The sequence below is a fragment of the Nostoc sp. genome (genome assembly GCF_036919615.1).
Taxonomy (GTDB): domain Bacteria; phylum Cyanobacteriota; class Cyanobacteriia; order Cyanobacteriales; family Nostocaceae; genus Nostoc.
The window spans coordinates 1-13962 of sequence record NZ_JBALCN010000040.1 but is presented as its reverse complement, the minus strand read 5'-3'; the positions used below and the strand labels follow the sequence as shown (position 1 = coordinate 13962).

15 protein-coding genes and 1 pseudogene are annotated in these 13962 nt (G+C 40.4%); 10 read left to right on the top strand and 6 right to left on the bottom strand.

What is annotated here, in order from left to right; all coding sequences use genetic code 11:
• Positions 1-445: 445 nt before the first annotated feature.
• Entirely contained in the window at positions 446-763 is a 318-nt protein-coding gene (gene trxA / locus V7K48_RS12625; protein WP_335072874.1) for a thioredoxin, read from the top strand.
• A 248-nt stretch (positions 764-1011) separates the two neighbouring features.
• The gene (locus V7K48_RS12620; RefSeq protein WP_335072872.1) at positions 1012-1176 is read left to right on the top strand and encodes a hypothetical protein; all 165 of its coding nucleotides are present in this window, start codon (positions 1012-1014) and stop codon (positions 1174-1176) included.
• A 527-nt stretch (positions 1177-1703) separates the two neighbouring features.
• On the opposite strand, the gene V7K48_RS12615 is transcribed toward V7K48_RS12620, so the two are convergent.
• The 3 genes from V7K48_RS12615 to V7K48_RS12605 all read right to left on the bottom strand — a co-directional run bounded on the left by V7K48_RS12615 (position 1704) and on the right by V7K48_RS12605 (position 3843).
• Positions 1704-1892, bottom strand: coding sequence for a hypothetical protein (locus V7K48_RS12615; protein WP_335072870.1), 189 nt, complete (start codon positions 1890-1892; stop codon positions 1704-1706).
• A gap of 237 nt (positions 1893-2129) precedes the next feature.
• Positions 2130-2888, bottom strand: coding sequence for an isoprenyl transferase (locus tag V7K48_RS12610; RefSeq protein WP_335072868.1), 759 nt, complete (start codon positions 2886-2888; stop codon positions 2130-2132).
• A gap of 76 nt (positions 2889-2964) precedes the next feature.
• The gene (locus tag V7K48_RS12605) at positions 2965-3843 is read right to left on the bottom strand and encodes a ferritin-like domain-containing protein (RefSeq protein WP_335072866.1); all 879 of its coding nucleotides are present in this window, start codon (positions 3841-3843) and stop codon (positions 2965-2967) included.
• A gap of 310 nt (positions 3844-4153) precedes the next feature.
• On the opposite strand from V7K48_RS12605, the gene V7K48_RS12600 reads away from it, so the two are divergent.
• Both V7K48_RS12600 and V7K48_RS12595 read left to right on the top strand, forming a co-directional pair.
• Positions 4154-4939 carry a hypothetical protein gene (locus V7K48_RS12600; RefSeq protein WP_335072864.1) on the top strand — a complete coding sequence of 262 codons (786 nt, stop codon included), beginning with the start codon at positions 4154-4156 and terminating at the stop codon, positions 4937-4939.
• Positions 4940-5074: 135 nt separating this feature from the next.
• Complete coding sequence (locus V7K48_RS12595) at positions 5075-5446, top strand: hypothetical protein (RefSeq protein ID WP_335072862.1); 372 nt, start codon at positions 5075-5077, stop codon at positions 5444-5446.
• A 37-nt stretch (positions 5447-5483) separates the two neighbouring features.
• Here the strand turns inward: V7K48_RS12595 and V7K48_RS12590 are convergent, their stop codons facing one another.
• On the bottom strand, positions 5484-6164 hold the full coding sequence (locus V7K48_RS12590) for a Uma2 family endonuclease (RefSeq protein WP_335072860.1): 681 nt from the start codon (positions 6162-6164) through the stop codon (positions 5484-5486).
• 144 nt (positions 6165-6308) lie between these two features.
• On the opposite strand from V7K48_RS12590, the pseudogene V7K48_RS12585 reads away from it, so the two are divergent.
• The 3 genes and pseudogenes from V7K48_RS12585 to V7K48_RS12575 all read left to right on the top strand — a co-directional run.
• Positions 6309-6731 (top strand): annotated as a pseudogene (locus tag V7K48_RS12585) (NB-ARC domain-containing protein); the annotation flags it as partial.
• A gap of 444 nt (positions 6732-7175) precedes the next feature.
• Entirely contained in the window at positions 7176-7832 is a 657-nt protein-coding gene (locus V7K48_RS12580) for a DUF2301 domain-containing membrane protein (protein WP_335072858.1), read from the top strand.
• A 158-nt stretch (positions 7833-7990) separates the two neighbouring features.
• The gene (locus V7K48_RS12575) at positions 7991-8521 is read left to right on the top strand and encodes an ElyC/SanA/YdcF family protein (RefSeq protein ID WP_335072856.1); all 531 of its coding nucleotides are present in this window, start codon (positions 7991-7993) and stop codon (positions 8519-8521) included.
• A gap of 741 nt (positions 8522-9262) precedes the next feature.
• Here the strand turns inward: V7K48_RS12575 and V7K48_RS12570 are convergent.
• A complete protein-coding gene (locus V7K48_RS12570; RefSeq protein WP_335072854.1) occupies positions 9263-10423 on the bottom strand; it encodes an alpha/beta hydrolase in 1161 nt (386 codons plus the stop codon).
• Positions 10424-10775: 352 nt separating this feature from the next.
• Between V7K48_RS12570 and V7K48_RS12565 the strand changes: the two genes are divergently transcribed.
• The 3 genes from V7K48_RS12565 (at position 10776) to V7K48_RS12555 (ending at position 13538) form a co-directional block, all read left to right on the top strand.
• The gene (locus V7K48_RS12565) at positions 10776-11204 is read left to right on the top strand and encodes an MAPEG family protein (RefSeq protein WP_335072852.1); all 429 of its coding nucleotides are present in this window, start codon (positions 10776-10778) and stop codon (positions 11202-11204) included.
• Positions 11205-11343: 139 nt separating this feature from the next.
• Positions 11344-12486 carry a DNA-processing protein DprA gene (dprA, locus tag V7K48_RS12560; protein ID WP_335072850.1) on the top strand — a complete coding sequence of 381 codons (1143 nt, stop codon included), beginning with the start codon at positions 11344-11346 and terminating at the stop codon, positions 12484-12486.
• A gap of 116 nt (positions 12487-12602) precedes the next feature.
• The gene (locus tag V7K48_RS12555; protein WP_335072848.1) at positions 12603-13538 is read left to right on the top strand and encodes a DNA-methyltransferase; all 936 of its coding nucleotides are present in this window, start codon (positions 12603-12605) and stop codon (positions 13536-13538) included.
• Here the strand turns inward: V7K48_RS12555 and V7K48_RS12550 are convergent.
• Positions 13530-13859 carry a hypothetical protein gene (locus V7K48_RS12550; RefSeq protein ID WP_335072846.1) on the bottom strand — a complete coding sequence of 110 codons (330 nt, stop codon included), beginning with the start codon at positions 13857-13859 and terminating at the stop codon, positions 13530-13532. The genes V7K48_RS12555 and V7K48_RS12550 overlap by 9 nt on opposite strands.
• Positions 13860-13962: the final 103 nt, after the last annotated feature.

The following is a 13962-nucleotide window of genomic DNA, read 5'->3' as shown; positions in this document are numbered from 1 at the left end:
GAGATCCCCCTAAATCCCCCTTTTTAAGGGGGACTTTGAGACTCTTATTCCCCCTTTTTTAAGGGGGGTTAGGGGGGATCAACAAATATTTGATATTTCTCAGACATCCTCTTAGAGCGAGTCTTAGAGCGTCATAGCCCGTCGTAGACATCACCTGATTGGATAGACTAGGAAGTGTTGCAGTTACACCCGTCGTAGACATCACTCTCGTGAACTCTCGTATAATTATTTGGTTGGTCGGGACAGGTTTAAATACATATTTAATGCATATGCACAAATGAAAATAATATGCGTATTTTATTATAATTATTTAAGGTTTTCGGTTGGTAAATCAGTCTATATTGACTAATCTAATCTTTTCCCAACAAAAATCCATGAACCTATACCGATTTTATTTTCTAAGAATTACTATTGAAACAAACAATTGAAAATCGGTGTGTGTCATATGGCAACTAAAAAGCAATTTAACAGCTTTGAAGAGATGCTGTCTGCTTCTGATGTACCTGTATTAGTAGATTTTTACGCTGACTGGTGTGGTCCCTGTCAGATGATGGTGCCAATTTTAGAGCAAGTCAATGCCCAACTTAAGGATCGCCTACGGATTGTCAAAATTGACACAGAAAAATACACAGATTTGGCCAGTCAGTACAAAATTGCCTCTCTCCCAACTTTAGTACTGTTTAAGCAGGGTCAGCCTGTGGAGCGGATAGAAGGAGTGATGCAAGCACCGCAGTTGGTGCAATATCTACAAACCAAGATTTAATAACACTTAGAATTTGGGTTTTGGTTCTTAGAGGCGCGAAATCTCGCGTTTCTTTCAGTAGATAGTAATACGCCATCGGGTAGCACAGCTAGCTGTGCTACCAATCACTGTTTGATTGAACTGCTAGCAGATAAAACCTTAAATAAACATTAAGCATATTTACTTATACCTCTGGAGAAAGTTGTTTAGAAATTGAGACGACTATATTGTATAGATATAACAAAGTTTATTGACAAGCAAATCAATATATGAATAATAAGCAGCAAAGACCTGACAAAGCCTATATTTGGGTGAATATTGATTTTGATAAGGTTAAACACAGAATAAATGCGGTGACTTGCCAGATTGACCGGGTTATCCAAAAGTACCAACTTTCAAATCAAACTGTTAACCCAGGCAAAAGAAACAATTAAGTTATCTTTAGGGCGATGTCTACGATCAGCCACATCTATGTATTTTATTTTTAGTATAGCGTAGGCGTAGCACGCCTTCGGCATCGCACCAGTTTTGCACAGCAGATTTTAGTCTACAATTTCAGGACTTACGCAACTGGCACAAAGAGCGGGCGGGGCATAGCCCTGCCACGCTGTAATTTCAGTCAGACCAAACACATATGAACGTCTGGACGTTTTCTTTGTTGAATTAGATAATTAGAAAGTATTTGGGAAATTTTATCTTGAATAATCAATCAATACTTAAAAGATATTTATTATTTTTACATCTGTGGAAAAATAATAATATTTTTACTGTTTGTGATGATTATAATTAAAAACCCATTTTTAAAAATTGTAAAATTTACCTGCTTACTATTGCTTTTAAGCACTAGCCCATGAATATCAATTGAGGGCGCGGCTTCGCCCCGCTGAGGTCAATTGTGCCAGTTGCGTAAGTCCAGAATTTCTCTTATTGAGATATTTTAAGAAGACTTCTGTTCAAAAATTTAATCCCACCAATAAGAAACAATAACCGCATCACAATCCTGGTGAACATCTTCACCCCATAGTGCCCCTTGCAATCTAGTTCTCAGTCGGCGCTTAAGCCGCAAATCGTTGTTCGCCATCAAACCCATTGAACCGAGGCTGCCAAACCAAAGCAGCAAAGAGTTCTTGAGGAGAACAGGATTGAGCAATCGATTGGATTTAGGCTAAGTCAAGCATCACATTCACGGTAAGTAGTATTTTTAACAAAACATTTGTAACTACCCTTGCAGTTTATTTACCCAGTGGCTGTTATTCTTATAGTTACTTCGGTCTGTCATAGCAGATAGATTATCCTCGATAATGTTTTTTATTTATTAGCGCTCATATACCATCCTGGTAATATGGGTGCTTTTACTTTATCTCAGGTATGTCTGGTGTTTCTTACACTAAGCTGACAGTGAAGCTTTAAGTTTACCAAAACGGCGATCGCGTCTTTGATAGCTCAACAAAGTCTGATAAAATGCTTCTCTATTAAAATCTGGCCAAAGGATATCGGTGAAATACATCTCTGTATACGCCATTTGCCACAGGAGAAAATTACTCAACCGCATCTCACCGCTGGTACGAATCAGCAAGTCGGGTTCTAGAGTGTTTGCTGTGTAGAGGTGTTGTTCTACAAGACTTTCATTAACTTCTTCGGCACTAAGTTCGCCACGTTCCACGAGTTGAGCGACTTGACGACAAACTCTGGTAATTTCGTTGCGGCTACCATAATTGACTGCAACAGTAAAGTGGATTGCTTGATTGTTCAATGTTTCTGTCATTGAACGTTCCATTTCCGTTTGTAGAGATTTGGGTAGAGCCGATAAATCTCCAATAAACGAGATTCGCACTCCTTCCCGATGCATCTGAGCCAACTCGCGGTGCAGTAATCGCTCAAACAACAGCATCAGAAAATCCACTTCTTCAACGGGACGCTGCCAATTTTCTGTTGAGAAAGCGTAAGCTGTCAACGCTTTAATTCCCCAATCCTTGCAACAACGCAATAGTTCTTTGAGGGTCTTTGCTCCTTGGCGATGTCCAGCAATGCGCGGTAATCCTCGACTGGTTGCCCATCTACCGTTACCATCCATGATGACAGCGATATGTTGGGGTATATTTTGGAGGTTTAAATCGGTGGGTAATTTTGATTTGTTATTTGTCATTTGTCATTTGTTTTTATTAATGAGTAGTTTCAAATAAATCTTGCAAGTACTCTGGTGTGAGGGTGTTGTTCCAACTCTACAGATGACGCATTGTGTAGGTAAAGGTGAAGAGGAGAGTTGTTTTATTGGTCAATGACCAAGCATTCCAGTTGAGGGTAGCCATCATCCGGCGTAGGGTACGCATGAGGTTGTTACGCTGATAGTTTGGCGATCGCGTTTTGATTAGCGTGCGTCCAATTCGCATCAACCCAGTATCAGGGAAAGCCCAGACTCCAAACCCCCAGAATTTGGTCATGTGGTTGATTTCATCCTGTGCTAGTTCCTCTAGAACATTCTGGAGTGCGCCAGTGGTGTGAGCCATCAACCAAATATAAAGACAGGTAGCACCGTATTCTGTGGCAATACGGTGTAAGCCGTGGCGATAAAGGTCTTCGTAGGCGTCATCTGTGGGGAGATAGCTTCTAACAGTACGAAGTTTTGGGGTAATTTTCTCGCCTGTTAATTGGGTGTAGATTTTGATTAATGCGGGTGTGTGCTGACGTTCTTCCTTTTCCCACAAACCAAGTTCCAGCAGTTCGCCATCTTCACCGACTGTTCCACCAACAAACCGAGCCATCTGAGGATGCAATTTTTCCAAATACTGCCGACTGGTTTGGGTATAGCCGCGAATCGGGGCTTCTGTGTCCATTGCACCGATCAATATAGATAAAAACACCTCTGCGTCTAAACCGATAATTTGATTACGGTTAATTGTTTGCCAGTCGATGAGTTTCCAGGGACGCGATTGGGGATTGGTAAACTGTATCGGTAAATCTTGCAGACGGTCATGTAGTTTTTCGACTGCAACATATTTATCTATGAGGGAATGAATGCGGCGCTGTGTTTGCAAGTAATCAGGACTAAGATAGCTTTTACCTGCTAAGTCTTCAGCAAGTGGGCTGAGGGTGTTAAGCATCTTTTTTATACTTAAATTTTATCTCCATGCCCAATAGCCTAAGCGATCGCACTTTGTTTTGTCAGTCGGCTGAAGTCGGCAATTTTATCTGATGCAGTTTGAAGAGTTGGCGAAAAAGTCTGATGCAAAATATATGGATGATAAAGTCAAGCATTGAATTATATGTACTACCGTGAGCTAAAGAATCTCTGTTAATAGTCGAAGTGCTATTTTACACTGTGTTACATTAGAACGAGTTTAGCCTCTACATGAATGTGGCTAAATCACCAAGTAGTATTAAAGACGTAGTTAAACGGACAAGAAATAGTTTATGCCATCAGATAATATAAAAATTATTGATAATCCTTCTTATAAAAAATTGCTAGAGAAATTTGTAGGGATGAAGTCTGTCTCCAAAATTGTATCTTTCCTGGAATTTATTGGGATTAAAAATGCAAGTTTATCAGAGGCATTTAGGAACTTACCTGAGCTTCAAGAACAATTAAAAATTATTTACATTCCTGATAGTTTCAATGGTTACTTTTCACAATTTGGCTGGGTAGCATATGAATCATTAAATGTAGATTTAATGCAAAAAGCTATTGAATTAGCAGATAAGAGTAAATTTGAAGAAGCAGAAAATTTACTGGCAGATTATTATAACGAACAAACTCTTCAATGGCTACTCATGACAATGTTGGTAGTAAAGGAGTTTCGGAATAGAGAGGAACTTGCAAAACTGGCAAAGGAAGATTATCTGGCAGAAAGATATTATGCATGTGTACCGATTTTATTAATGCTTATCGATGGTTTGGTAAATGACATTGAGCAGACAGGTTTTTTTGCGGAAGGAACAGACCTGACAGCATGGGATTCAATAGCAGCACATAGTAGTGGTTTACAAGAATTATCCAAGCTATTTAGAGTCAATAGAAAGAAAACTAGCACTGAAAAAATTACGATTCCATATAGAAATGGTATTTTACATGGTAGAGATTTAGGCTATGCTAATAAGATTGTTGCAGCAAAATGCTGGGCTGCTCTGTTTGCAATAAAAGATTGGGCAATAGCTATTAGCAAAGGAAATAAAAATCCTCCCCCTGTTGAACAAAAGTAAAGTATAATCCAAGCTTTTCAAGATTTTTTAGATATACAAAACCTTAAAAAAAATATTAATAATTGGAAAAGTAGAGAACTAACTTTAGGAATAAATGTACCATCTACAGGTTGTCCTGATGACTATGAGAAGTATATGCCAGAGAGAACTTTTGCCGAGTTTATGTTTTACTGGATAAACAGCAACTACGGAAAAATGGCAATTTTAATTACTGATTATTTAGATATCCCAATCAATAAAAAAGCTGGGAAAGTGAGGCAAGAATTTGGGCATATCAAGCCAATTGATTTTTTAATAATTTCTATCAACGATACAGCCCCGGCAACTACTACAATTATAGCTACTATTAAATATATAGAAAAAAAAGAGGCAAAAACCTGCGAAATAACTGCCGATCTAATTTATATAAATGAAACTCATAAAGCAACATTGAGAGGTGAACCCAATGGAATGTGGAGCATACATCAACGTTCCTTTAATCCAATTATCTATTCAAATCTTGTATAAAAAACGAAATTATACTATGAAAAAAGTATCACCCCGCTTATCCTTCTGGTAGTTCCCCAAATTGTTGACGATAACGCTCAAGTTGTTTTTGCGCTAATTCAAGCTGTTCTTCTGGAGTTTGATAGCGCTTTCCTTGTTGGTCATACCAATACAAAACCTGACGCTGGATATTACCAGATACGTATTGCGATCGCCCAATTCCCAAATTAATTTCTGGCATCCAAAAGGGTTCACCAATTTGCAATTGATAGCTACCATCTACTAAGCGATAAACTTCAAATGGTTGGTGACAGTCTCTTTGCCAATACTCTGGATTATAAATAATGTAGTACAGTACCCCTAACTTGGCATAAGTTTCTAATTTTTTGTCGTATTCTCCACCTGGAGTTAACGAAACAATTTCTAAAGCCAGGATAGGCACTATGTTATTTTCTTCCCAAACAACATAGCTTTTACGGGATTTATTCGCCTTGCGACGTTCTACACCCAAGCTCAAAAATCCGTCTGGTACAATCGGCACAAGTGGACTAACCCCTGTGGTATGGTAAACGCCCATATCCACGCTGAAAAACCAGTCATTACGGTTTGCCCAAATGTATTGCAGCAAAAAGAGAAGTAAATTGGGAATAAAGTTCTGGTCTTCGTTATCCACAGGGGTATCGTCTGAACAAGGAAGTTCAGCACTACTAGGCAATTGACGGGGGTCTGATTTCACCATGAGTAATGATGGTGCTGATGTTACCTAATGAGTTTTATTCTAGACGATTCGACGCGGACGATATACATTAGGTAAACGTTCCAAGTTAGTGGCAATGAAGAATTTTGATATTCAGCTAGATGAAGAATATGCTCAAAAGCTTGCCTGGATATCGCCCATTCTTACGGTTGTACGGAAAGACACGCCAAGGATGCTGGTTCTCAGTTATGGAAGCTGCTTTCTAAAGTATTGCGAGAAAAGATAACCAAAAGTAATTGTCGCGCTACTTTGGAACGGGTTCTAAAAAAAACTACTGCGATATCAAGTCTGATTGATTACTCGCGATCGCCCCACTCCATCCCAAAATTAGAGGATAGCAATTTTATTGGACGAACAAAAGCGATCGCTCACCTGAATACTTAGTCTGTGACTCTAATTACTAGTCGCGATCGCCTTTGTGAACCTGGGCTGAATGTGAGTCACTATCAGCTTCCTGGTTTGGATCAAAGCGCATGGCAACAGTTTTTTAGCAGTCGTGGGTTAGCCATCAACTTGCAAACTTTGCAAATCATGTATCGCACCTATGGCATTGAATGAGTTTGGTGGTGTGTGGAATATAGAAATCGGTTTATGCAGCCTACAAAGCCAAAGCCACCAATTTACAGCAGTTTGCAAGTAAGTGAGGTAAAAAATATGGAACTGACGCATCAGATATAAAGAGTTTCGACCTTTAGCAAGAACTGCCCTCTACGTCCTGGCTATCAGCAAACTGCACCTCTTGAAGGTCTGGCACTACCTCAGTTACTGTTTAGGGCGGGGTGGCTCCCCAAGTAGAGCAAGTCAAGCAACTGGCGTTGGACACTGCACACAACCTAAAAATAAGGGTTTGAACACACAGTAAGCAGTGCCCACCCTACAAAAGAGTTTAGGAATTGTGACACTAAGTTCATCTCATTGCTCATAATAATAAAAGTAACCCTTCAGCAATTTCCTGTTGTACTCTATTAGTAAATCATAACTATATTCTTAACTATGACTACGCAAACACTACCTCCACCAGAAGTTTATCAAGGTCAGTTCGGGGAATTTACAATTACTCAGAGCGATCGCACTGGCGTAATTATCTACCGCGCTGGGTTAATGGTAGCAGCACTGAGCTTTGCCATAGGCAGCGCTTTGGTTTTACTCAACAATAATTCGACTGTTTCTACTGCACTTACACCTCTATATGCTTGTTTTAGTCTCGCTCTTGGTGTAAGTTTATTTACCATTCATATTTACATGGCATCACTGCACCGAATGTTGCAACTTTTTTGGGCAATCGGTACTATAGCATCAGTGATTCTGGCAATCTCTAGTAGTGAACCTTTGGCTCTCACTGTTTACAATCAGCCTATAACCTTATTTGGAGTTGGTTTTATCTTCGTTGCTTTGACAGGTATTTATTTTAAAGAGGCTTTTTGCTTCAATCGCCTGGAAACCAAAGTATTAACTCTAATAGTACCGCTACTGTTACTAGGACATTTGGTAAGAATTTTACCAACTCAGGGGGAAAGTGTTTTATTAGGAATTTGGGCGGTGTTGTTTTTGGTGTTTGCGCTGCGAAAGACAGTACAAGGAATTCCTGCTGATATTGGAGATAAATCTGTGTTTACCTACTTGAAAGAGCAACGTTTAACTAAGGTTTAATGCAGACAAAAAATCGTCGGTGTCAAAAATTTCCAAAAATCAAACTAATAATATGCCAAGAAATGTGGATACTTACGGCTCAGGGGTGGGCGATTGCAATCACTTTGATTGCTTATTTAATATTTTTCACTATTACTCATGTACACTCATTTCTGGCCGTGACTTCCCCTATCAAATCAGCAGAAGTATTGGTTGTTGAAGGATGGCTACCAGATTATGCTATCCAACAAGCTTTGACTGAATTTAAAAACGGTTCTTATCGTCTAGTAATTACTACGGGAGGCACAATAGAAAAAGGAAATTATCTTAGCGAATACAAAAACTTTGCAGAAGTGTCAGCTGCCACCTTCAAGAAACTCGGTTTAGAGTCACAGAAGGTGGTAGCTGTTCCAACGCCTATGGTAATTAAGGATCGTAGTTATGCCTCTGCTGCCGAATTTAGCCGCTGGCTATCTAATTCAAACTTAAAGCTACAATCAATTAATCTTTTCTCCTTGGACGTTCACACCCGGAGAAGCTGGTTGCTGTTCAGAAAACTGCTTACCCCTAACATCAAAGTTGGTGCGATCGCTGCTAAAACACAAGATTATGATCCAACCAAATGGTGGGATTCTAGCCAAGGCGTGCGGACAATTATTGATGAAGGCATCGCTTATATTTATGCGCGGTTTTTGAATTGGAAAGCCTAAAAGTGATAATTCGTAATGACGCTCTCTACGAGACGCTACGCGTAGCTTGCTTCCCCGTAAGGGTACGCAGACTCGCTCTAAGCGAACGCGAACACCGTCTCTAAGAGTTGTCATGCCGTTGGCGCAGCCTCTGGTAGAGTTGGCTTTACGCTGCGCTAACGTAATTTTAAGTTACAAATTAGGAACTAAAAAACAAAAAATTATCCAACTATTTTAGAACTAGCTCTTTCAAGGTGACTCATAAAATAAGATTGTTTTTCTCAGCGCTCTCTGTGACTCTGCGGTTTAAAAGTAATTTATTTCACCGCAGAGGCACAGAGAAGCCAGTGTGTTGGGCGGGTTAAGAGACTTGTACCCCTCCGGGGAAGCAAGCTACGCTCTTAGCATTCCCGCAGGAGTTGCAACTGGCGCGACACAGAGATAAGAGGTTAAAGAAGAATTTATAGACTAAGATTTAAACCCACCTTGAAAGGGCTATATTTTAGAATTTACGCACTAGACAAATTAATCATGGTATGTATTTACTAAAATAGGCCGTTTCCAATTTTGATTAATCATTCTGGAATGGGAAATAAACCCTTACTGTTGCTCATTAGTGTCAACTTCAGCCCAAATCCCTTTAAAACCTCATTTCCAGCCAGAGGCTGGAAATGCTCCTCTGCTGCAAGTCTTGAGGCGGAGCCTCACATTAGGCATTCCCAGTCGGAGACTGGGAACGAGACAACAAGATAGAACATCATCTTACTTACCGAGGATTTGTAATAATGCTTGTCGATAAATTTTTAGACCCTCTGCATTTAAATGGTCACCATCACTTGTCAAATTCTCTTTAAGAACATTATTTTCATACAAAGGTGTTAGTCCTGCTGCTGCAACCGGGACTTTTTCAATTTCAGCAACTTGATTAATCAGAGCATTAATTTGTTCAACTCTAGAAAGTGGGGCTGAAACAGTTGGATCTAAGCTTGCTGCAACTGTTGAATAAAAAGCCGGAATGAGAAAAATCTCTTTAGTTCCCATTGTGCGGACAAGTGCGATCGCCTCTTGCAGATTTTTAGTAAATAACTCATCACTAATTTTATACCAAGCATCATTTCCACCTATGGCAATAATCGCTTTTTCGCATTTTACCTTGGTAGGAATTAAACTTTTAAGTTGTTCCACTAATGAGATTGTACTCAGACCATTTAACCCAAAATTAAAAGTACCATTCCCAAGAGTATTGCCAAGTTCAGCCGAAATAGAATCGCCAAATAAGCAACCTGAGAATTGTTTATCTTGAGCGGCAAATATCTGATATTGCAGTGCAATTTTTCCTAAGGGAGAAGAACTTACATTGTCCTTTGGTGGTATATCAGTAGAACCAGAAGATAAATTTGCCATGCTGACTAGCTTAGAAATTTTTGACACGTCAAAGACTAGTTGATTACTGGGATAAGCTTCTAGAAAGCTGGTTATTCCTAAACCTTCTGGTGATTTTGCTCCTAAGATAATCGCACCTCGTAGGGCTTGTATACTGCCTTGATCACGACGGGCGATCGGGGAGCGTGTCGGAAAGACAGTCGCTTGGGAAGCAAAAGATAAAATTTGCTTGCCTATTCCTGTATTTATCAGCTTATCTAAAGCCGCAATATCAAGAGACATTTTCACCTGAAGAGCATCTTGGAACTTCTGTTTATCCTTAGCGCTGAGGTAACCTAAGAAAGATTGCAAATCGCCAGAAACCTTTTGCGTCTCGGCATACTTGCGTATATCTGCCACTGGGAGCGATCGCTCAAACAATCCGTACCTGACAACAATCTTTTCGGCGGCCAAACTCGGCAACAAACCAAAGCCACTATGTACCAGTAAAAATATCAAGCACCCAGATAGGCATATTAAAAGACGGTAGAAATATTGCATCGCAGAAGATAGATAAGAAGATAGTCAATAGTTAATAGTCAAGAGTCAATAGTCAAAAGTCAAGGGGAATTGGGAATTTATCTTTAGGGTATTTTGTCTCCCTGGAAGCAAACTAAGTTTCTTTCTGGTGAATTATGTCTCGTAGCTAAAAGTTGTGCAACCATTTCTGCACGCGATGAAACCTCAAGCTTACGGAACATTCGCTTTAAGGCTTGCTTCACAGAATTTTCAGTAATCCAAAGTTCATGTCATAGGTTAAGTGGTCTGAAGTGTACCCGATCGAGGTCTAGAAGCATTAAAGTACTCAGCCTAATATTAGCATCAGCAAAATCAGCAAGTTTAAGAGGTAAAAATGACACAAGATCAAGTCTTTGGCCCCTTCTTGGCAACAGTTTTTTTGACACTCCTTGTCTGGGTGTATATGTATATCCGCCGGATCGGGTTCATTACAAGTCGAAAGATCAGCCCGCAAGACCTGGCTGCACCTGGGTCACTCGTGCATATATGGCCACCTGGCGTATCCAATCCATCAGATAACCTAAAGAACTTATTCGAGATTCCGGTACTTTTCTATGTGCTTGTGCTATACCTCTTCATCACGAAGCAAGTGGATGCAATCTATGTGAACGCCGCATGGGTTTTTGTTGTATTTCGAGCATTGCATAGCATCGTCCATTGTACATTCAATCTGATCATGCTTCGCTTCTACCTCTACCTATTCGCCACCCTCGCAGTGTGGTTTATTGCGATCCGCGCAGCTTTTATCTACTTCAGCGTGTAAGTATGCCTATAGGACTTAGGGAACTCCAAAAAATAAATTATTTGGAAGTACCTATATTATTGCTCCTTTGCTCATCTTCCAGATCAACAGCCAAGGCTAATTTGGGAATACTCAATCCAGTAGGTGTGAGGATGGAACCGTGGTAGAGGAAGGCGCATATTGGCTAGCTTGGACGCAAATTTCTGGGATTGGCCCAGTATTACTGCGACGACTGCAACAGCATTTTGGCACGCTGGCAACAGCTTGGAACGCTACCAAGGTACAGTTGGGAGAAGTAGAGGGTTTTGGTTTTCAGACACTAGAAAAAGTTGTACAACAGCGATCGCGTTTGCACCCAGAACAACTATTCACTAAGCACCAGCAAGAAAATCCCCATTTCTGGACACCAGCAGATACAGATTATCCCCGCTTACTGCTAGAAACTCCAAGTCCGCCGCCGATTTTATACTATCGTGGTGAAGTCGAACTCCAAGAAAATCTCGGACAAAAACCGATGGTTGGGATTGTCGGAACACGCCAACCCTCAGAATACGGTATCCGTTGGACTCGCCAAATTAGTACAGCTTTGGCTAAAAATGGCTTTACAGTTGTTTCTGGGATGGCTGAGGGAATTGACACAGAAAGCCACATCGCCGCCATGAAAGCAGGTGGACGCACGATCGCAGTTTTAGGAACTGGTGTAGATGTTATCTATCCGCATAAAAATCGAGATTTGTACAAGCAAATTTTGACGGCTGGGTTAGTCGTGAGTGAGTACCCCACAAAAACCCCACCCGATCGCACTCACTTTCCCCGCCGCAACCGAATTATTGCAGGTTTAAGCCGCGCCATCCTGGTAATGGAAGCCCCGTTAAAGTCTGGTGCCTTAATTACCGCCACCTATGCAAATGAATTTGGTAGAGATGTCTATGCACTACCTGGAAGACTGGACGATCATCCATCCCAAGGGTGTTTAAAGTTACTGAGTCAGGGAGCAACTTTCATTCTTAAAGAACTAGATGAACTGTTAACAATGCTAGGAGCAATACCACAAATTGATGGAATCGAGGCTTCCACAGCACCAGAACAGTTAAGTTTGCTAACTTTATCGCCAGAATTGCAAACGGTAATGGATGCGTTCGCCGCAGGCGTGCCGGAGGCATTCGCTAATGATGCTTTACCCTTCGATTTTATTGTCCAACAAACCGGCATGGCTGCTGGCTCAGTTTCTGGTGCCTTGTTACAGTTGGAACTTATGGGTTTAGTTTCGCAGCTGCCAGGAATGCGGTATCAAAAAAGTTAAGAGTTAAAAGAGAACAGCATAATTGAGCTTTTTAACTTTGTTTTTAGCGATTTAACCCTGAGATTTATGGGAATATAAAAATACAATTTTTATATAAAAACAAACTACTTAAAATCATGAATCAATGGGCTTTTGAATACAAAGTAGAAAACATAGGTAAATCTGTTATTTTGCACGCAGACTGTTTCGAGTGGCTGAGTAGGATACCAGAAAATAGTATTCATGCAGTAGTTACAGATCCACCTTATGGGGTAAAAGAATATGATTTTGACCAGTTGCTAAAAAGAGCAAATGGAAACGGAGGTATTTGGAGAATACCCCCATCATTTGATGGACATCAACGCGCACCTTTACCACGATTTACCGCACTTACTACCAAAGAACGTCTAGTTTTAAAAAATTTCTTTGTAGAATGGGCAAAACTATTGGTACGTGTACTTCGCCCTGGTGGTCATGTTTTTATAGCAAGTAATGCATTTCTTTCCCAGTTAGTCTTCTCTGCTCTAGTTGAGGGCGGTTTGGAGTTTCGCGGAGAATTGATTCGCCTGGTGAGAACACTTCGTGGTGGCGATCGCCCAAAAAATGCCGAAGATGAATTTCCTAATGTGTCTTCCATGCTCAGAGGATGTTATGAGCCGTGGGGTATTTTACGAAAGCCTATACCAGTAGGAATGAAACTCAGCGAATGTCTGCGAGAATTTCAAACTGGAGGGTTAAGACGCAACAGAGATAGTACACCTTTGGGTGATGTTATTGCCAGTGAGAGGACACCTCAGAAAGAACGAGCTATTGCAAATCACCCAAGTCTTAAACCACAGTCTTTTTTACGTCAGGTCGTTTATACTGCACTACCTTTAGGTGAAGGTATAATTGCTGATACTTTTATGGGTTCTGGTTCGACAGTTGCAGCGGCGGAAGCTGTTGGTGTTTGCTGCATTGGTATTAAGCGTAATTTAGATTATTATGAGATGAGTTGCACCGCTATTCCTAACTTGATAACTTTAGAAACGCCTTCCCCAAATATTACAGACTTGCAACTAACACTATGGTAAATTGGGAATTTGATAAATCCAGTTGGACATCATTTTTTGATATCCAGATTTAGTAACACTGGCAGTTATTGTTCTGCGACTAATTTCCGAACGTCCAGAAAATGACCAATCATTTTTTGTGAGGCTAGCACCAACAACCTTGATAAAACGAAAAGGCTTTGGCTGAATACCTTGAACGGCGTCACTAGGACGGTTGCTATCAAAAACAAATACCATCAGCCACGTGTCTTCGGGATTATGACCCTGCCATCCACTCTGATAACGAGAAGCTTTTATTTCAATACCAACATGAGAATGCTGTACCGAGTTTTTAGGAAACATCCCAGCAGGAATTACAGCAGTTTGCGATCAAAAAAACCACAAAAATAACTATCGAATAGGCTCAAAAAATAGACCACAATGATTAAACCAATTTAGAGCGTTT